This is a genomic window from Corynebacterium lizhenjunii (assembly GCF_011038655.2).
GTDB classification, from domain to species: Bacteria; Actinomycetota; Actinomycetes; order Mycobacteriales; family Mycobacteriaceae; genus Corynebacterium; species Corynebacterium lizhenjunii.
The window spans coordinates 2,371,272-2,390,032 of sequence record NZ_CP064954.1 but is presented as its reverse complement, the minus strand read 5'-3'; the positions used below and the strand labels follow the sequence as shown (position 1 = coordinate 2,390,032).

Genomic DNA, 18,761 nt, shown 5'->3' with positions numbered 1-18,761 from the left:
TCTAGCGCGATTCGTGGTGCGTTTAGCCTGCTCGGGTTAGACTCTCTCTATGACCTACGCCCCGGACTTCCAAACAAAAGTTATGACAATCCTAGGCTCCGCCGTCGCGGTCGGACTTTTAAGTGGCGTGGGCGCGGGGGCCGTCGCCTATTCGGCAACGGAGGTGCCCCAGCGCAGTGAATTTAGTGTTTCCACGCCCATCCAGCAAGGAATCAACCATGTGGAGGTCCATGATCCGGATAATGTACTCAGTGCTGAGGATGAAGCCCGGCTGCAACGCGACGCGGAAAGAATCAAGGCTCCCGAGGTAGTACAGCAGCTGCACTACCTGGTCTTTGCGCACAATCACGATAATGTCAATGACTCGGTTGAGGAATACTTGCGCGACAATCACCCGCAACTCGTCGGGGATGAGTCATTTGCCGAAGGCACACTATTCGTTGGTGTTGGCCTGGACCCACGCCAAGCGTTCGTCTTTGCCGGTGAAGATGTTGCTGCACTGTTGTCGCTGCATAAAGGCCACCACTTGGAAACCGCAATTGATGCCATCAAACCCGGGGTCAAAGACAACAACATCCCCGCTGGCCTCTTCGCGGGCGCAGTTGCGGCCACGAATACCGAAGAACTTGCGCAGTCCCGGTATCAGGACGCGTTAAACTCTCGAACCGGGACCGTGGCGGCTGCCGGTCTAGGAACTGGTGGTACTGCGTTCGCTGGCGTTGCCGGAGCAGGCTTCTATCGCCGCAACCGCAGGAAGAAACTCGCCCAGGCACGCGAGGACTTGGCCTTCATTACTCGCGAATACGGAGAGTTGGCGCAGCGTCTTGACGCCATTGACATCCGTGCCAATTCTTTGACTTCTCCCCTTGCACACGCGACCATGCGCGCGGAATGGGAAGATGTCCGAGACAGGTTTCTTAACCTTCACCAGCAGGTCGACGCCTATGGAGGGCTGACGGCCTCGGATGACCCCAAGAAAATTCTGGCTGAGACCGACCGTATCCAAGAGGCCGCTGACACCACCCGGCAATTGTCTTATGCAGAGGACAACATTGACAGGATTTTCCGCATAGAGCACGGTGACCCTGAGGTGCGAGCTCGCGAAGTCAGCGATCTCCGCGCTGACATTATGGAAGCAGAAGCCAGCGTGGACAATACTGACTCCGGGCTGTACCGCAGCCTCGCCGCCGCCCGCGCAGAAGCCGATAAGCTTGTGGCGCAACCGGATTCTCCAGATTTCTTGGACCGTTACACTCAGCTGCTCAAGGACTACCACACCGCATTAACGGTGCTAAAGAAAAAGCAGATGAGCGAGGTGGAAGATACCAACGAATTGCATCAGCCAACCCTCTACGAGTCTGACTATCGCGCAGGCTATGGATATATGGGATTCGTCCCATTCTGGACTCTCGACAGCTGGCACAATTCCAATCTTGAAGCGGCTCAGTCCAGCACGAGCAGCAGCTCAGTCAATAGTGGATTTAGCTCTGGCTTCTCCGGGGCAGGTGGATCCTCAAGTTTCTAAGGAGCTCCAGCAGCGCGGGCAGATACCAGCAGTTTTGGCAGTGCCGCGAAGACTCCCACGGCTTCGGCGCAAGGAAATCGCCTGGCTATAGGGATTTTCCCCTATACCGAACCAAAGCGAACATGCCTAGTAGTCCTATGGACAGTGTCAACCAGTAGATGAAGCTAGCATTGTTGGTCGCAAGCGTCTTTACGCACAGAGATCCCATTGCTGCACCAGTTGACTCGCCGATAGCGCTTGAAATCTGTCGCAGGTTGACAGAGGTCACGCGTTCCGTGGGGAGTCCACCGATTACCGTGTCAAGCCCTGGGACAAACACCACTTCTGCGATGGTGAAGAGAAGAAGCGCAGCAAAAATAAGGTATACGTACCACTGCGAAAGCCCGATTATTGCCATCGCGAATGCGATGAGTGGTACGCAGTGCAAGTTCAGTGCATTGCAAGAGCTACCGGCCTTTAGGCGATTCTCCACGAACCGTGAAGCAACCGGCTGAGCAGCAACGGCCACCAGTGCTGCTGTAGAAAACGTCAATCCTATGAATGATGGGCTGGTAGCAAGTTGTGTGAGGTACACCGGCACCGCTGTGTAGATACTGCCGTATGCACTCCAGAGAACCAGGCTTACGAGGAAAAAGTAACGAACCTCTTTGTGTTTCAATGAATTGACTAAAGCCTTTGCCCAGGAGGATCGCTTTTCGGTTGCGTCAGTGTGAACTTGACTCGCCCCGGGATTGTGAGAGTGGGTGTTTAAGCCGCTTGGGCTTCTGATTGCTCCCTGTTGGGATTGGTGAGACGGTACCACATTTCGTGTTCCTTTGGTGGAATGTAGTCAATGGATCCGTGTAGTCGGTCGGTGTTGTACCAACTCACCCAGCTCGCGGTGGCTGCTTCGACTTCCTGCCAGTTGCTCCACTTACGGCCTTCGAAATCAATCTCCTCACTCTTATACAGGCCAATGGTGGACTCCATAAGCCCGTTGTCGTAGGCATCGCCGACAGTTCCGATAGAACCAGTCATTCCTTCCCGGGCTATGAGCCCGCGCAGCTCGGCACTGGTGTACTGCGAGCCTGCATCCGAATGATGGATGACTCCTACCGGGCTAAAGTTTGGGTCTTCGCGGCTGCGAAGGCTAATAGCTTGGCGCAGCGCGCTGAGGATAAACTCAGTGGTCTTTGACTCGGCAACGCTATAGCCCAGTATCCTGCGCGAATACACGTCGGTGACAAACGCAACGTAGCAAAAGCCCTGCTTGGTGTAGACATAGGTAAAATCTGCCACCCACCACTGATCCGGGCGTTCTACGCTTTCCCAGGCTCGTTTGCAGTGATCGGCAAACCGGGGATTGTTCGGGTTGGCCACTGTCGTGCGCGTGGATTTACGCCGCAGCACACCACTAATGCCCAACAGGGTCATCAAGCGATTGACTTTCTCCCGACCAATGTCCCATCCAGCCCGCTTGGCTGCCTTCCACAGCTTGCGACGCCCGTAGACCCGCCGATTAGCAACCCACAGGTCGTAGAGCCGGTTTGCCTCGTATGCTTCGTCAAGCTCGGCATCGGTAGGACCGAAATTTCGTGCCTGATACCGGTAATAGGTAGCAGGAGAAATCTGGTACTGATGCTCGTTGAGGACCTGGCACATCCGCTCGATGGAATAAAGGTGCCGGTGAGCATGGAGAAACTCCACGACTATTTTTGTTTGCGGTCGAGCTCCGCCTGGGCGAAAAAAGCCGAGGCCAACCTCAAGATCTCGTTGGCCTCTGTCAGCTGCTTGACTTCCTTGCGCAACCGGGCAATCTCGGCGTCCTTGTCCTGCTCGGCAGCAAGCGAGGAAGCCGCTGCTTCCTTCTCGGCTTTCAGGATCCAGTTATTCAGTGTCGCCGGGTTGATATCCAGCATCCCACCGATCTTGCGGCGCGCCCCAATCTTCGTCGCGCCCTCCTCGGCAACCGCCTCGTAGTACAAGCGCAGCGCACGGTCCTTGGTCTCTTGATCAAACCTCATAGTGCCCATGGGCCCCATTATCTCCTATTTAGCTCGTGCACTCTCACACCCCCAGGACGCCTCAACTCGGTTGGAGAACCACTCGGGGTAGAGTAACCAGGCAAATATCGCAGCTACTGCATTGAGCATAGAGCAGGTGCAAAAGACCACAGTGTACGCGGTGGACTCGTAAAGCATTGTGCCGAAGAACGGGCCCAGAACTGCGGCGACATTCACACAAAGATTGATACGGGCGAACAAGGCTAGACGCATGCTTGGGTCCTGGATATTGTTGGCAATCGTAAGCCTCGTGAGGAATCCGTTGATGCTAATACCAACCGCGCCAAGGAGTATCCAGCCGCCAACGAGAACAAAAGAGCTGGCTAGGCCAACTACCCCAAAGCCGATGGCAGTAAGTAGAAACGCGGCTACCACGCTCAAACGGGGAGGGAGACGGGCCAAGACATTTGTCAGGAACATGCTTGAGCTTCGGACCGCAGCTACGAACAAGCCGAGTAGTAGACTCACTGACCATGGCGCTCCACCTAAATCGCCGCTGAGGACGAGGGGCAAAAGTGGAGTAATAGCAAAGTATCCGAGATGGCTGAACAGGTACGATATCGCGACTGGCCATTTATCTCTAACGTTCTCGTTCATCCTTTATCTCCCACCGGCGAAGAGGTGCAGACCTCAGGCCTTGTTGTCTTAACGCTGGAGCGTGCCGTCTCCAACCGTTGAATTAAAGTCCCCACCCATCCTAAGCGCGCGCAACAATGACCAGGTTAGAGGTCAAAAATTCTCGCAGTATCGGCACGCGCACCACCCACCACGCCCAGCGGGGGTGGTAGCGCGGGAAACACAGGCTAGCGCAGTGGGTCCGGGCCCAGTGCAGGCCCTCACTGGCAGAGACCGCAAATAATGATTGGCCAAAGACATTCTTGGGCGGGTGGCCATGGGTGCGCGTGTAGCGGTCCCGGGCAAATTCCCCGCCAATGTAGTGTTGCCACAGCCCGGTCTCATGGCCCCCGAAGGGCCCCAACCACACCGTGTAGCTGATGAGCACCAATCCACCGGGCTTAGTTACCCGCAGCATCTCCGCTGCCATATCCCACGGGCGGGCAATGTGCTCAACCACGTTGGAGGAGTAGGTGAAATCAAAGGTGGAATCGGCAAAGGGCAGGCGCGTGCCGTCGCCGCGCACGGCACCAGCCAGCTCAATTCCGGCAGCAGCCATCTCCCCGGCATCAGGTTCCAAGCCCACGTAGCGCGCCCCACGCTGCGCAAAGGCCTGGGCAAAGTACCCCGGACCGCCGCCGACATCGAGCACCAAGGAACCCGGTAAGGATAAGCCGTGGTCGCGTAAGAGGGCATCGGCAAGCTGGGCGGTATCGCGGGCCAAGCCACCATAGAAGATCTCGGGGCGGGTCTGCTCAAAGCGGAAGGAACGCAGCAGCCGCCAGGAGCGGGCCAAGGTGGCCATGGCGCGGGTGTGTTTCATAGACCACTAGGCTAGTAGCTCGACATGAAAATTCTTCTACTGTGCTGGCGCGATACCACCCATCCTCAAGGCGGTGGCTCCGAACGCTACCTGGAGCGCGTAGGGGAGTACCTGGCTGCGCGCGGCCACCAGGTCATTTACCGCACCGCCGGGCACATGAACGGCGCGCGGCGCGAAACCCGTAACGGGGTAACCTACCAGCGCGCCGGCGGAAAATATACCGTATACCCACGGGCACTGGCTGCCCTGTTCACCCGCCGTTTTGGGCGGGTGGACGTGGTGGTTGATACCCAAAACGGCATCCCGTTTTTTGCGCGCTGGGCTACCCGCGCCCCGGTGGTGCTGCTCACGCACCATTGTCACCGCTCCCAGTGGCCCGTGGCGGGCCCGGTGCTCGCCAGGTTGGGGTGGTGGCTGGAGTCGCAGGTTTCCCCGCGTGTTTACCGCAACGCCCCAACCGTGACGGTCTCGCACGGCAGCGCTCAGGATTTGGGCGAGCTGGGCGTGCGGGGCGTGGAGATTATAGAAAACGGCCTGGACCCCATCCCGGCTCACGTCCCGCGTCTGGAGCGCGAGGCTGATATCCACCTGGTCACGCTCTCGCGTCTGGTGCCGCACAAGCAGATTGAGCACGCGATTGACACCGTGGCGCAAATTCCCGGTTCCGTGCTGGATGTGATTGGTTCTGGCTGGTGGGAAGCACAGTTGCGCCAGTACGCTCGCAGCCATGGCATTGCGGACCGAGTGCGCTTTCGCGGCCAGGTGACCGAGGACTATAAGCACGCGTTGCTGGCGCGCGCGGATGTGCACCTGATGCCTTCGCGCAAGGAGGGTTGGGGCCTGGCTGTTATGGAGGCCGCCCAGCACGGGGTGCCGACCGTGGGCTACACCTTTGGCCTGCGCGACTCCGTGCTGCCCGGGCGCACCGGGCTGCTGGTGGCAGACCAGGACCAGTTGGTTGCCGCCACCGCCCAGTTGCTTGCCGATGCCCCCCTCCGTCACCGCCTGGGCCAGGCCGCCCAGCAGTTCAGCGCGCAGTTTAGCTGGGAGTCCACAGGGCAGCGCTGGGAGCAGCTGCTGCGCCGGGTCGCGGGTGTTTAGTTCTGGGCCGTGGTGCCCCTGCTGCTGAGGAACACATGGCGTCTTTCAGGCCTTCGGTGCATTTCTGAATCTCGCCATCCGAGTTCACCGCCCCGGTGAGGTTTCCTTTTTGGGAAAATGCTGCCTCAAGTTGAGGATTATGCGGGCGAATGCCCATATGAAACAGGCGTTAATAATACAAATCAGTAATGCTGCAGCGATGACTATAAGCCAATTTGTGTTTTCGAGCTTAGATTCCTCAGTGGTGAAAAATGTGATGCCCATTGCAATGACGCTGACGATGAACCCGAATGTGGCGAGATACTGTGGCATATTGTTCTTCGGCATATTGTTCTTCATGTTTCCCTCCTTAAGGGTTGTGTTGAGGGACCTTGGTGTTCGGGTGTCGGGTTTAGGGTGGTCGTACTTTGTGAGGCCCTCTGGAGATTGTCGGGTACGGCGGTTGGCGTTGCTCCGGCCGGGCCTTTTCTTTGCGTCAAATTCATCAACAATTATGTGAATTTGAGCCTCACTTTACGCTCATTGTGTGGTAAGTCAAATTTTCACTACGGATAGAAAATTCTGAAATGGAAGCGTCCGTCAGGAAACTTCGCTATCACGTAGTTCACCGCTTAGCCCCGGAACCACCGCGCGCTGCGGGCAGCAGCGCGGGCAGTGCCAGAAGTGGCAGCAGCAACCACAGCAGGCACAATGCCCAAGGCACCGCGGGTGCGGGGGCGCCAGTGCGGGCTACAATCTGGCCATCGATCACCACGGCGCCAATGCCCAGTTGTTCTAGTGCGTCTAGATCGCCGCGGGCCCAGGCGTCCGCCGCGGCCTGGTAGCGCGGGGTGGGCAAGTCCACTATGGTCCCATCCACGTGCAGCTGGCCAGAAGTCAGCTGCGCGGTGGCCTTGGAGTAGGGGTCCACCGCCACCCCGCCGGAGTCCACCTCTACCAGCGTTGGCCGGTCAGGGAAGTACGCCGTATGTCCGTCCAATTGGGCTACCAGCCGGTTATCCACGCCGGTGTCGCGGGGGGAAAGGACGGTGAGGGAGGAGGGGGCATCGGGAAGCTGTAGCGCAACCGCCAGCAGCGCGACCCACAGCCAGCGCCCGCGCAGGGCACCCAGGGCCACCACATAGGCGGGGATGGCCAGGGCCACCAGCTTGTGGCTATCGCGCAGCAAACCCGCAGGTGGGTAGGCCGCCAACAGGGCAGCCAGTTGGTCCTGGGCCAGCCACGCCGCCAGTGCCCCGCCCAGGCCCAGTGCCGCCAGCGTTGCCAGCCGCCAGTCCCAGGCGCGCGCGCCACGCACCACGCACACCGCCACTACTAGACCAAAAAGCGCGAACCCCGCCTGGCGGGAGGCCGGTATGGCCGCGGCATTCCACAACCCGCCCAGGCTGACCAGCGCCCCGAGTGTGCCCACCCCGGCCTCTGCGCGCGGGGCAAAGGCCGCCACCGCAGCGTGCGGGTCACTGGCAATCTCCCCGCCAGCCAGCAGCGACGGCCACAACCACGGCAAGCAACACAGCATGCCGATACCCGCCGTAGCCCACCGATGCCCCCGCCCACACAGCAGCGCCACCCCCAGCGCCAACAAGGCCCCGCTGGGAGTCAGCGAGGCCAACCATAGCGCCGCCCACATCACCCACGGCTGGCCCTGACGCCCAGCGGCGCAGATAAGCGGCAGCAGCCACGCGGCTACGGCCAGCGACCATTGTCCTTGCAGCAGGCGCTCGACCACGAAGGGATTGCACACTGCAAACGCCATGGCCACCGCCGGGCTGGTGGTGGACAGCCACCACGCACCCACCGCGGCACCCGTCGCCGCAACCACCATGATGGCGCGGAAAGCCCAGGTAGCGGGCATGGCCAGGGATATCAGCGCTAAGGCGCCGTCTTGGGGCGTGGCCCGGGCGGGCAGATCCCCGCCCCCAAAGTTAGCGGGGGTGAACTCCATGTGGTGCAGCACCACCATGTCACGCCATAAAAACTCCCCGGGGGCCAGGAATGGCCAGCACACCGCCAGAACCAGCGCCGCCGCCCACAGTGCCAGCAGCACCCGCGCAGCTGTTAGTGCCCGCGTTGTACCCCGGCCCATGGTCCGGCCCCGCCGCGTGCCCGTCCCTGCGCCCACTTAGCCGCGCCGCCGGACAAAACGCACAGCAGCTACAACCAACAACAACACCGCCAGGGCGCGCGCCAGCCAGCTAAACAGCCCCATGGCCTTGTGCAAGCGCACGGTGGGGCGCACGTAATCCAGTGCCGCGGCGCGGGTGGAGTCATCCCAGCGCAGTGCGGAGACAAAAATGGCCCGGTGGACGGGATCCACGCTGCGGTCGGCGGCCTGGCCGGCATCGGTAGCAAAGACCATATAGACGTCGATGCTCGAGTCCACAATAGTGCCCGTAGCCGGGTCCACCGCCAGGTCACGGCTTAAAGAATAATAGGGATTAAGCTCTACCGGCTGCTCCGGCGCCAACTGGAAGTGCTCCAGCTCCTCCGGGGTGTAGAACTCCTTGGCAGGGCCTTTTTTGGATAGGGCATTGGGCAGCATGGACACGTCTAATTCTGCAGAACCCTGCTGGAGCCGCTGCAGCATCTCTATAGTGGGAACAGCCTCAAGTTCTTGGTGGAAGAGGTAGACGTCTACGCCGTCGCGGGTTTCTGAGTCCACATAGTCCACCGGGGCGGAGTCCTGGGTCAGTGGCTCATAAAACGGGTAGCTGCGCTGCTCCGTATCTGCGGGGAAGAAATACTGCAGGCCCTCGCGCGGGGCGCCAAGGGCGCGAAATCCTGTGTTCATCCCCGGCACCTTGACCGTTTGATACGCCTGGAAGTCATTATCCGGGTAGGTAGACTCCCGGGAGAGCACCACGGAATCCGTCATTGTCGCATAAGGGGTGGTGGGATTATCGACGTCAATGAGCTTTAATATCGCATCTGCCGTTGCTACCGCATCCGAGCGCTCATTGGCAGAGGTAGTCACCTGCTGTTCGACCTTCAAGGTGATGTGCTGGGCGTCTTCTTGCGCGTGGTCCAGGATCAGCGCTGGCGCCGGAGCGTAAGTGGCGGTGTAGCTGCGGTTGGTGGAGAGCCGAATGCTGCTATCTAACACCAGCGCCGGGACGGCCACTGCTAGCACTAATGCGGCGATGGCAGCAGCCACCAACCACAGGAGGGGGTCACGGGTGCGAGCGAACATGTACCATTCCTTTTGACAGACAGCCACAACTGTAGGGGTAGGTTTATGCGATGGCCATAACTTTACCGCAGCACCTGCCTGCCCTGGACGGGTTGCGCGCGGTGGCAGCCCTGGGGGTGATGGTCACGCACGTCTCCTTCCAGACCGCCACCGGCTGGGCCTGGGCGGAGCGCCTGGATTACTGCGTGGCGGTGTTCTTTATGCTCAGCGCGTTTGTGCTGTGGCGTCGCGGCCCGCAGGCCTACGTGGGCCCTGCTGCTGGGCGTTATGCCCGCGCCCGCATTGCCCGCCTGGCCCCCGGCTACCTGGTGTGCGTGGCCGTGGTGCTGACCCTGTTGCCAGGCGCGCACTTTAGCGCCATTCAGGTGGCCAGCAATCTCACAGCCACCCAAATCTATGTTGCCGATGGCCTGGCCCCCGGCCTTACCCACCTGTGGTCTTTGTGCGTGGAGTTTGCTTTCTATGCCTTTCTGCCCGCCGCGGCGTGGCTGCTGCGTGCCCGGCCCCGGCCCACGCGCATCCTGTGGATCGCCGCGGTTGGCGTGGCCAGCCTCGCCTGGGGCTGGCTGGTGTACCCGTGGGAGCAGGTTACTGAGGTCAACGTGCAGATTTTCCCGCCCGCCTACGGTTGGTGGTTTGCCCTGGGCATGCTGGCTGCAGAGGCCGAGCCACGCATGCGCCCATGGCTTAGCGCCGGTGGTGCCCGCAGCCGACGTGCCCTAGTCTGCCGATGCCTCGGTTGGTCCCTCGCCGCCGCCTCCATCTGGTTGGCTAGCCGCGAGTGGTTTGGCCCCCAGGGCCTTGAGCATCCCAGCCCTGCGGAGTTTGCTCGCCGTATTGCCGTGGGCGGGGTGTGCGCGGCCGCGGTGGTGCTTCCCTATGCCTGGGGTGCGGGCAGTCGCCTGCTGGAATCCCGCCTGCTGCAAGTACTAGGCCGCTGGTCCTATGCGATTTTCCTGTGGCACGTGGCGGTGCTGTGGGTGGCCTTCCCCTTGCTGGGCATGGCGCCGTTTCAGGGCGGGTTCTTCCGCGTGGGTGCGCTCACGCTTGCCGGCACCCTGGTGGTCGCCGTGCTGAGCTATTCCTGGGTGGAGGCCCCGGCCCAGGCCTGGCTGCGCGCCGACAAATTACGCTACGGCAAGCTGCGCGCCGGGGCCTCGCTCGTTGGGGCCACGCTCGCCGGGACTTCACACGCAGGGATGGAGCGAACCGCCAGCGTGCCCAACGCCGCGGCGCAGAGAAAGGCCAGTAGCCAGGAGTCCCCGGCGTAAGTGGCCGCAGGCCACGGCGCGCGTGCCAACATGGCTTGGGCGGCTGCCACCAGCCCGGCCGCTAACCACGGTCCGGGCAAGGAGGTATAGCGCGTGGCCGCCCAGCCCGCCGCCACTCCTCCCAGGCCCACCGGCCCTAGCGCCGCCCCGGCCAGTCCGAAGAGCACCAGCTTGCCTGTGCCGCCGCTGCCTGCCCAGCACTCCAGCTCAGAGTCCAGCCCGATGTCCGACGCATCGCCCGGCCCAGCGTCCTGCAGCGAGTCCTGCCCGGCCTCACCCCGACGGGAAGCACGCACCCGGCCGTCCCGCCGCAACAACCACAGGCAACCAGCCACGGTTAGCCCGCCTAGTACCGCGCCAATGCCCAAGCTTGCACGGAAGGTATCAGTGGCGGCAAAGCGCAGCTCAAAGGTACCTGCGGCGCCGGGGGGAAGGGCAAAGGCTTGGGAGGAGGCATCGGCAAGCACGGGCTCCAAACGCTGCCCATCCAGGTAGCCTTCCACACCCGGGTTGAAAGCGCGGCCTGTGTAGAGGGTGCGGGGGCCGGGCGCGGGCGGGATCTGGGCGTCGGTGGGGGTAAAGGTGCCGTAGGGCAGGGCGTTGACGTCGCGCAGCCACACCTGGCGCGCCCGGGTGCGCAGCTGGTGGGCGCCGGGGGCAAGCTGCAAGCTCTGGCCGGGGGAATACTCCTGGCCGTCGATGCTCACCGTCCGGTCGGCCTCCACCCGCACAGTCAGCGCGTGCGGCTGCTGCCACGCCCGGCGCAGCACCGTGGTATCTACCAGCTCCTGCTGGAAGAAGAACTCCCGGGCGTGGTCGGTGACCTCCGGCAGAGTGACTATCCGCTCGATGGGCGCCCCACGCACCTGCGCGTGCACAATGCCTACCGGCTGGGTCAGCTCAATGCGCACCGCAGCGGCCTGCCCGCCGGGTATGCGCACGGTGTGCAGGGTGCCTGCGGTGGTATCTAGCTCCACGGCGGCGTCCCCATTATGCACGCGCACCGTTGTGTCCTTAGTGGTTTGCAGCTCTAACTGGGCGCGGGCGGGGTAGGGGTTATCGGGGCGCAGCTCCAGCCAGGAGTTGCGCTCGCCGGGAGCAGGCCACCAGGCGGTGGCGTCCTCGCCGTCGACAGCGGCCGTAACAGAGCGGGAGGGGGTGGCGCCGCCGAACGCGGAGGCATCGGCAGCCGAAGAAGACGCCGCCACGTGCCCGCCGCTTTCTGCCACCTGCACCGGGGTGCCCACGGAGGCGTAGTCGGGCTGGCGGTTGCGCACATGGGTGGTATCTGCAGGCGCCAAGGGCGCTGAGACCGGGCCGTCCAAAGTGCCATAATTGCGCTCCACCCGCAGCGGGGTATCCGTGACCACCTGGGCACCGGCCCCAGCCGGGACCAACTCCAGGGGCGCGGCGGGCAAAAACGCCGCCACCTCCCCGCCGCCGGCCACCCGCACCGGGGCAGCGTCACTGAGCAGATACTGCGGCTGGGACTCCAGCAGCACCACGTCGATGGGCCCAAAGCTGTGCCACTGGCCCTGCAGATTGGCCAGCGCCCGGTGGGAGTCCACGCCATCCTTAATCAGCACCGCACCAATACCCATGCGCTCCAACCCCGCGGCCTGGCCCCGCGACAGGGCGGCCATGGCGCCGTCCAAGCCCCGGATGGACTCCGGGGGCACTAGCGGGATGGCATCGCGCACCGCCCACGGCACCTCCAACAGGGGTTGGGCGGGCTCGTCGCGCGTCCACCCCCAGTCTGCCCGGGCGAAGGACTCCGGCGGGTAGAGCAGCGTGCGGGTGCCCTGGGCATGGGTGTTGAGGAAATCCGCGGCGTCCTGCCAATACTGCGGCACCTGCTCATAGGCCCCGCGCGGCAGCAGTTGCCCCGTCCACGCTGGGCTTGCCGATGCCCCCACCAACACCACCAGCGCCACCGCCGCGCTGCGGTAGCGGGAGTGGTGGGCGCCAAGCCGGGCGTGGAGGGCGGCACCCACCGCGCCGACGCCGAGTGCCAACGGCAGGCGCACTAGCGGATCAAACTTGTGCACGTTGCGCATAAACGCGCCCGGGCCATCCAGGAAGTCCAGGTAGAACCCATAGCGCATCCCCATGACAGCCAAGCCGACCAACAGCATATAGGTCCACATCCGCGACAGACGGTGCAACCCAGCCACCCCCACTGCCGCCACCAACCCGGTGAGCAGAACAAAAGTCGGTTCCGTGGCCAGCAGCGTGCCCGCCAGGCGTTCATTGTCCACAAATGGTGCCCAACTGGTGGCCCCGCGCAGAATCTCTGCGGGATTGAGCCAGCGAGTGGTCACGAAGGCGGACTCAATGTAGTCCGTAAACGGCGGGGAGTAGCGACCCAAAATCATCAGCGGGCCAATCCACCACAGGCTCACCAACGCGCAACCCGCGAGCCAGGCGGCTAGCGCATTCCACGCGCGCCGATAAACCAGCACCACCAGCGCGGGCACACACGCCGCCAGCGTGGCGGTGGCATTGACCGCACCCATCAAAGCCACCGGCAACACCATGGCTGCTACTGGCGCTGCCAGCGAGGTCGCTGCGGACCAGCGGGACTGGCGGGGGTTGGTGTGCCTGCCGTATTGGCCGGTTGCGGGGCCTCGGCGGCTGTTGGTGTGCGAGCCGAGCCGCGGATCCAGCGCAGCCCACACCACCCACGGTGCCAGCATGGTTGGCCACGTTTCAGAAGAAATCGCAGTAAGCGTGCTCAGCGTGCGCGGCGACAGGACAAAAGCCCCCGCAGCAAGCACCGCCCACGCGCCGGGCAGCCCGGTCTGGTTGGGCAGCCCGGTCTGGTTGGGCAGCCCGGCCTGGTTGGGCAGCCCGGTCTGGTTGGGCAGCACCACGACCACGACGCGCCGGGCTAGGGCCAGCGCCCCGGAGTAGCCCACCCCGAGAACCACGGTCCACCACAGCCGTTGGGCTATCCAATCCGGAAGCGGCTCGGTGAGTAGGAAAAATGCGCCATGGGGGAAGAGGTAGCCGTAAGCCTGATTTTGAAGCTGGCCCAGGGTGAAGATGTCGGTGTAAGGAGTAAGCGCCCGGGCAAGGAAGGCACCCGGGTTCGCGGTGAGGTCATGTTTGGTATCGGCGGCTACCAGGCCGAAGGGCTGCAAAAAGGCCAGCAGCCCGAGCACCACCCATCCGGCAGCGTGTGCGCCCCACCTGCCAACCGGTGCAGCATCAGGTGCTGCACCGCTAGTCGCTGGTGCCCCGCCAGTCCCTGGTGCCCCGCGTGAGCCCACGCGCACTAGTTGCGGGAGCCGTACTCGGGCCCGCCCAAGAGGGCATCGTCAGCAGAGACAGCTTGGGAGGGCGGGACGGTGTTGTGACCGCTGAACTGGGCAATGCCCACCACGGCCACCACGCCCAAGGCAATGCCCACTACAGCGGAGCCCAGCGCGGGGCTCAAGGAGCGCTTGCTTAACCGGGCGCTGTCTGCGCGCTGCGGTGCGGGTTCCGTCTCGTGTGCCATAGCCTCACATCCTAACAGCAGTCCAGGGCATTTACCCCGGCTTGGCTCAAGTCACGTGATTTTTGTGACTGAGCCGCCCCGGGGTCGATGGGACAGAGTCTACTTGTCGAATTCGCCGGATAGTTTCTTCGACAGGTAGCCCGCAAGTGGCTGCGTTTTCCCAGTTCGTGAAATGAGGCAACCTCTACTTGTCGAATTCGCCGGATAGTTTCTTCGACAGGTAGCGCATGGGGTAGATGTGGTTTGGACGGATGTGGTTTGGACGGATGAGGCTTGGGCGGGTGGGGCGGTGCGGAGAATTGGCGAAGACGTGAAGCGGCAGCCACCGGCGCAAGCATCCGCGGGCCGGATACCGGGCCCAAATATCGGACCCAACCTGCTGGCACCAGCCATGCACCCGGCAGTCTGGCCTTAAGACTCCTCGAAGTACTCGGGCTCTTCCTCTTCGTCTTCCTCCAGCTCCGGTGGCACGATGAACACCGGTAGGCCACTGGCACGCACAATCTGGTCCGCGGTAGAGGAGTTCCACCAGGCCCGGAACCCGGACAGCGCGCGGGTGCCGGTGACGATGACATCTACGTCGAGCTCCCGGGCGGCATCGACAATGGCAGAGGCAATGGTGGTGGAAGCCTCCACCAGGTGGGCTCGCCCAGCCAGGCCCAGGGACTGGGCGACCTCCACGCCGCGCCGACAGAGCTTCAGCGCTTCAGCCTGAGCGGGATCCTCCGCGGCGGCCTCAGCGTCGAGCACAGTTTGGTGGACACCGGTGCGGCTGACAGTGCGCGCTGCTTGGCGGGCCACGGGCTCCCAGGCGGTGAGGATTTCTACCGTGGTCGGCCGCAGCAGCCGGGCGGCGTGCTCCAGAGCACGAGCGGCGCGCGGGGAGCCATCGAAAGCGATCAGCATGGTTTGACCATTACTCATGGGTTCTCATCCTAACCCTTTCCGCCAGCTGCGTGCGCCACCCCGTCCGCCAGCAGTGCGCCACCCGTGCGCCAGCCATGAGCTAGTCCTGCGCGCCAGGTGCAAAAGCTGGCGGCCACACGCCTACCCGGCACGTCCGGCCTTGAGTGGTCTTCTGCGTGCGCGTGCGGCACACTGTAAACGGTGAAGGCGTTGATGAGGGTGTGCACCGGGTTGGCAGCAGCCAGCGCGGTGTTGTGCGCCTGCGCGCCGGATGCGGCGCAGTCTTCCCGGGAGTCCGCAACCCCCGCTGCTGCGACGCCGACTGCGTCCCCAACGTCGGCCGCCACACAGAACGCCCACAACGCGCAGAACAACCAGAGCAGCCAGAACACCCGAAACACCCAGAACAGCCCGAGTAGCAAATCCGCCGCGACCCCCGCCCCGGCATTTACCCTGCGCCCCGAAGTCCCGGCGCAGGACCGCCGCGCTGCCGCGGCCTCTTTGCTCTTCCCCGGAGTAAGCAACTTTGACGATGCCCTGCACAAACTCAACGCCGGTGTAGGCGGCATCTTCATTACCAGCTGGGCAGACCCGGCGCTGCTGACAGAACCAGGGCGCGATATTCACGCCCTGCGCCAGCTGGTGGGCCGGCCCTTCCACGTAGCCATCGACTTCGAGGGCGGGCGCGTGCAACGCTTCTCTGAGATCCTGGGTACCTACCCCTCCCCGCAGGCCCTGGCGGCGGGCACCCCGCAGCAGGTGGAAGCCACTGCGTACGACATTGGTACGCGCCTGCACGCCCACGGTATCGATGTCAACTTTGCCCCGGTGCTTGACGTCGATGGCGCTGGGTTGGAAGTGGTGGGGGACCGCTCCTTCTCCCCGGACCCGCAGCGCGCGGGCGAGTACGGCATGGCCTTTGCCCGGGGGCTAGAAAACGCCGGCGTGGGGGCGGTGTTTAAGCACTACCCGGGCCATGGGAGGGCATCGGGAGACACGCACACAGGCACCGCTATTACCCCGCACCTGGCAGAAATGACGGGCTTTGACCTGGTGCCCTGGCGCACCGCCTTGGCCGGGGAGCCGCGCGCGGATGTGATGGTGGGCCACATGGTGGTCCCCGGTCTGGGCGATGGCACCACCCCCGCCAGCCTTAACCCGCACGCCTACGGGCTGCTGCGCAACCACGATGGGTTTAGAAACCTGGCCTATACCGATGACCTGACGGGCATGCGCGCCATTACAGACCATTACACCCCGGCGCAGGCGGTGGTGGCGGCCATTGCCGCCGGAGCGGACCAGGCGCTATGGTCCACGGCGGTAGACATTGATAGCGTGATTGACCAGGTAGTTGCCGCTGTGGAGGAGGGGCGCATCCACCCGCAACGCTTCGCCGCCGCGGTCGAGCGGGTGCGTGCAGACCAAGGGCTGCATCCCAACCCCTAACAGCCAGCTAACAATTTCCTGAGCCTGGGCGATAGTGTGGGTATTGTGAAAAATGTTACCGGCAAGCAGGGTTGGGTTATCTCCCTTGGGATCCTGATGGGGCTTATCGTTTTGGCGGGAGTGGCCTATGCCATGGACGTGGCCGCGCACCAGGGCAAGGTCCCGCGCGGAGTCAGCGTGGGTGGGGTAGACATTTCCACCATGGACCGTGAGGCCGCAGTAGCAAAGCTCTCCACAGAGCTTGCCGATGTCGCCTCCCGTCCCGTCAGCGTCCAGGCCGGGGCCCGCCAGTCCAGCTTCGTGCCTGCCGATGCCGGCCTTTCCCCCAACTTTGCTGCCGCCGTGGCGGGCATTCCAGATGAGTCGCTCAATCCCTTTACCCGGCTAGCTAGCCTGGTGCGCCCGCTAAGCGAACACGCGGTGGCTTTCGATATTGATGCCGCGGCGTTTGCCACCGCGATGGACCGCGTGGAAGACGAACTAACCACCGCCCCTAAGGACGGGGACCTGGACGTGACCCCGGATGGCTTCAACGTCACCGAGCCGGTATTAGGCCAGTCCGTGGAGCGCGCCGAATTGGACCAAGCGGTCCAAGACCAGTGGCTGGATCCTGCTGGTGTCAAGGTGGATGCCACCGAAGTAGAACCGGCCGTCAACACGGAAGCCATCGAGTCCATGCGCAAAGGCCCGGCCGCCCAAGCGCTAGACAAAGACATCGTGGTTCACGGCCGCGAAGGGGTAGACGCCGTGCTAGACCGCGCCGCCCGCGCGGAGTTTGTCTCTATCGCCCGCGAAGACGGCGCCCTGCACTTAAACGTCGATGTCCAGCGCGCCCGGGAACTGCTGGCGGAAGGTTTGGCGGCATCGGAAGTCCAAGGCACCAACGCCAAACTCAGCTTCGCTGGCGGCACCCGCCAAGTCACCCCCTCCGTCGATGGCACCGTGGTGGACTGGGACAAGACCCTCGAAGGGTTTGAAGACCGCGTGCGCGGCATAGGCGGGGCCGAGCGCGAGTTCGCCGCAGAGTACAAGCCGGAACCGGCCACCTTCACCACCGAAATGGCGCAGAATGCCACCTTTGACCAAGTGGTGGGGGAGTTTACTACCTCGGGCTATTCGGCGGCATCGGGAGAAAACATCCGCATTGTCGCCCAGACCGTCAACGGCGCCATTGTTGGGCCTGGGGAGACTTTCTCCCTCAACGGTTACACCGGCCCGCGCGGCACCGCCCAAGGCTACGTGGAATCCGGTGTGATCATCGACGGGCGCGGCGGCACCGCAGTTGGCGGTGGCATCTCCCAATTCGCCACCACCCTCTACAATGCCGCCTACTTCGCCGGCATGGACGACGCCGGCCACACCGCGCACAGCTACTACATCTCCCGCTACCCCGCCGGGCGCGAAGCCACCGTCTACGAGGGCGCCATAGACCTGCGCTTTACCAACTCCTCCCCGCACCCTGTGCGCATTGACACCATCTTCGGCAGCGGCGAAATCACCGTCCGCCTCATGGGCGTTAAGACCGTCAACGTGGAGTCCACCAACAACGGCCGCTGGGCCCACACCCAGCCCACCCGCAAGCAGGTCTCTGGCCCCAACTGCCAGCCATCCGGCGGCGCGCCGGGCTTTACCACCTCAGATACCCGCACCATCCGGGATCTTTCCGGTAACGTGCTGCGACAAGAAACCCAAACCACCGTCTACGATCCGCAGCCGATAGTCAGCTGCGGCTAGCCCCTGGCTTGCTCGCCCTGGCGCCGGGTCCGCCGTGACCGAGCCTGTGGTCGGGATAGTCATCGTGGTGGTCGCCGCGACCGTGCCGGTGGTCGGGGTGGTCGCCGCAACCGTGCCGGTGGCCGGGGTGGTGTCCAGGATGGTCGGTGGCTTCAGCATCGGCAATAATGTGGCGCAGCAGCCGTGCTAGTTCCTGCTGCTCGCGGGGGCTCAATGCTCCGAAGAGCTCCTGAGAAATCTCCGCGCGCTTGGCGCGGGTGGCGGCCAGATACTTGCGCCCAGCGGCGGTAATGCTGACCACCTTGGCGCGCCGATCCTGGGGGTCAGGGCCAGTGGCTACCAGGTTTTCTGCCACCAGGGCATCAACAACGGCGGTGGCGGCGCGGGGGGTGATGCGCAGGGCATCGGCAAGCTGACCTGGCCGAAGGGGGCCGTGGGAGATGACGCCGAGTGCACGGTGCTGGTGCGGGGCCAAAGGGAGCTGGCGGCTGCGGCGGCGCAGAATGTGGCTCACACGCACGGTGAGCTCGCCCAATTCGGCGCTGAGCGGGGCAGTGTCTTTCACGGTGGACAGCCTAGCAGAAGTATTGTACTTTGAACATGGTG

Annotated in this window: 15 protein-coding genes and 1 pseudogene; 5 read left to right on the top strand and 11 right to left on the bottom strand. The window is 63.4% G+C overall.

The features are described 5' to 3' along the window. Window positions 1-49: 49 nt before the first annotated feature. Window positions 50-1,525, top strand: a complete 1,476-nt coding sequence (locus tag G7Y31_RS10910) for a DUF5129 domain-containing protein (RefSeq protein WP_244977389.1) — start codon at window positions 50-52, stop codon at window positions 1,523-1,525. Window positions 1,526-1,610: 85 nt separating this feature from the next. Here the strand turns inward: G7Y31_RS10910 and G7Y31_RS10905 are convergent, their stop codons facing one another. From G7Y31_RS10905 to G7Y31_RS10890, 4 genes are all read right to left on the bottom strand, one after another. Beyond that, the gene (locus tag G7Y31_RS10905) at window positions 1,611-2,327 is read right to left on the bottom strand and encodes an MFS transporter (RefSeq protein WP_342356033.1); all 717 of its coding nucleotides are present in this window, start codon (window positions 2,325-2,327) and stop codon (window positions 1,611-1,613) included. Then, window positions 2,273-3,537 (bottom strand): IS3 family transposase gene (locus G7Y31_RS10900; RefSeq protein WP_165011249.1). Its coding sequence is split into 2 segments (ribosomal slippage): window positions 2,273-3,255 and window positions 3,255-3,537, totalling 1,266 coding nucleotides; the frame shifts between segments, so codons are not numbered across the junction. The genes G7Y31_RS10905 and G7Y31_RS10900 overlap by 55 nt, the downstream gene beginning before the upstream one ends. A gap of 15 nt (window positions 3,538-3,552) precedes the next feature. Further along, window positions 3,553-4,164, bottom strand: a complete 612-nt coding sequence (locus G7Y31_RS12105) for an MFS transporter (RefSeq protein WP_165007489.1) — start codon at window positions 4,162-4,164, stop codon at window positions 3,553-3,555. 100 nt (window positions 4,165-4,264) lie between these two features. Further along, window positions 4,265-5,005, bottom strand: coding sequence for a class I SAM-dependent methyltransferase (locus tag G7Y31_RS10890; RefSeq protein ID WP_165007486.1), 741 nt, complete (start codon window positions 5,003-5,005; stop codon window positions 4,265-4,267). Window positions 5,006-5,029: 24 nt separating this feature from the next. Between G7Y31_RS10890 and G7Y31_RS10885 the strand changes: the two genes are divergently transcribed. Continuing rightward, window positions 5,030-6,106, top strand: a complete 1,077-nt coding sequence (locus G7Y31_RS10885) for a glycosyltransferase family 4 protein (RefSeq protein ID WP_165007484.1) — start codon at window positions 5,030-5,032, stop codon at window positions 6,104-6,106. A gap of 84 nt (window positions 6,107-6,190) precedes the next feature. Here G7Y31_RS10885 and G7Y31_RS10880 read toward each other — a convergent pair whose 3' ends face one another. The 3 genes from G7Y31_RS10880 to G7Y31_RS10870 form a co-directional block, all read right to left on the bottom strand. Next, window positions 6,191-6,445: a hypothetical protein gene (locus G7Y31_RS10880; protein ID WP_165007481.1), complete on the bottom strand. Its 255-nt coding sequence runs from the start codon at window positions 6,443-6,445 to the stop codon at window positions 6,191-6,193. A 265-nt stretch (window positions 6,446-6,710) separates the two neighbouring features. Continuing rightward, on the bottom strand, window positions 6,711-8,192 hold the full coding sequence (locus G7Y31_RS10875; protein ID WP_165007478.1) for an MmpA family trehalose lipid delivery protein: 1,482 nt from the start codon (window positions 8,190-8,192) through the stop codon (window positions 6,711-6,713). 36 nt (window positions 8,193-8,228) lie between these two features. Further along, window positions 8,229-9,296, bottom strand: a complete 1,068-nt coding sequence (locus tag G7Y31_RS10870) for a porin PorA family protein (RefSeq protein WP_165007474.1) — start codon at window positions 9,294-9,296, stop codon at window positions 8,229-8,231. 50 nt (window positions 9,297-9,346) lie between these two features. Here G7Y31_RS10870 and G7Y31_RS11980 point away from each other — a divergent pair, with 50 nt between their 5' ends. Beyond that, window positions 9,347-10,567, top strand: coding sequence for an acyltransferase family protein (locus G7Y31_RS11980; protein ID WP_244977388.1), 1,221 nt, complete (start codon window positions 9,347-9,349; stop codon window positions 10,565-10,567). Window positions 10,568-12,135: 1,568 nt separating this feature from the next. Here the strand turns inward: G7Y31_RS11980 and G7Y31_RS12100 are convergent. The 3 genes and pseudogenes from G7Y31_RS12100 to G7Y31_RS10855 form a co-directional block, all read right to left on the bottom strand. Beyond that, window positions 12,136-13,731, bottom strand: a pseudogene (locus G7Y31_RS12100) (alpha-(1->3)-arabinofuranosyltransferase domain-containing protein); the annotation flags it as partial. Between the two features lie 113 nt (window positions 13,732-13,844). Next, entirely contained in the window at window positions 13,845-14,069 is a 225-nt protein-coding gene (locus tag G7Y31_RS10860; protein ID WP_165007468.1) for a DUF2613 domain-containing protein, read from the bottom strand. A gap of 411 nt (window positions 14,070-14,480) precedes the next feature. Continuing rightward, window positions 14,481-14,993: a universal stress protein gene (locus tag G7Y31_RS10855; protein ID WP_165007465.1), complete on the bottom strand. Its 513-nt coding sequence runs from the start codon at window positions 14,991-14,993 to the stop codon at window positions 14,481-14,483. Window positions 14,994-15,176: 183 nt separating this feature from the next. On the opposite strand from G7Y31_RS10855, the gene G7Y31_RS10850 reads away from it, so the two are divergent. Together G7Y31_RS10850 and G7Y31_RS10845 are read left to right on the top strand one after the other, a co-directional pair. After that, the gene (locus G7Y31_RS10850; RefSeq protein WP_413227987.1) at window positions 15,177-16,421 is read left to right on the top strand and encodes a glycoside hydrolase family 3 N-terminal domain-containing protein; all 1,245 of its coding nucleotides are present in this window, start codon (window positions 15,177-15,179) and stop codon (window positions 16,419-16,421) included. A 45-nt stretch (window positions 16,422-16,466) separates the two neighbouring features. After that, window positions 16,467-18,155 (top strand): VanW family protein, encoded by a 1,689-nt coding sequence (locus tag G7Y31_RS10845; protein ID WP_425321641.1) that lies wholly within the window; start codon window positions 16,467-16,469, stop codon window positions 18,153-18,155. On the opposite strand, the gene G7Y31_RS10840 is transcribed toward G7Y31_RS10845, so the two are convergent. Next, the gene (locus G7Y31_RS10840; RefSeq protein WP_165007462.1) at window positions 18,142-18,720 is read right to left on the bottom strand and encodes a MarR family winged helix-turn-helix transcriptional regulator; all 579 of its coding nucleotides are present in this window, start codon (window positions 18,718-18,720) and stop codon (window positions 18,142-18,144) included. The genes G7Y31_RS10845 and G7Y31_RS10840 overlap by 14 nt on opposite strands. Window positions 18,721-18,761 lie beyond the last annotated feature (41 nt).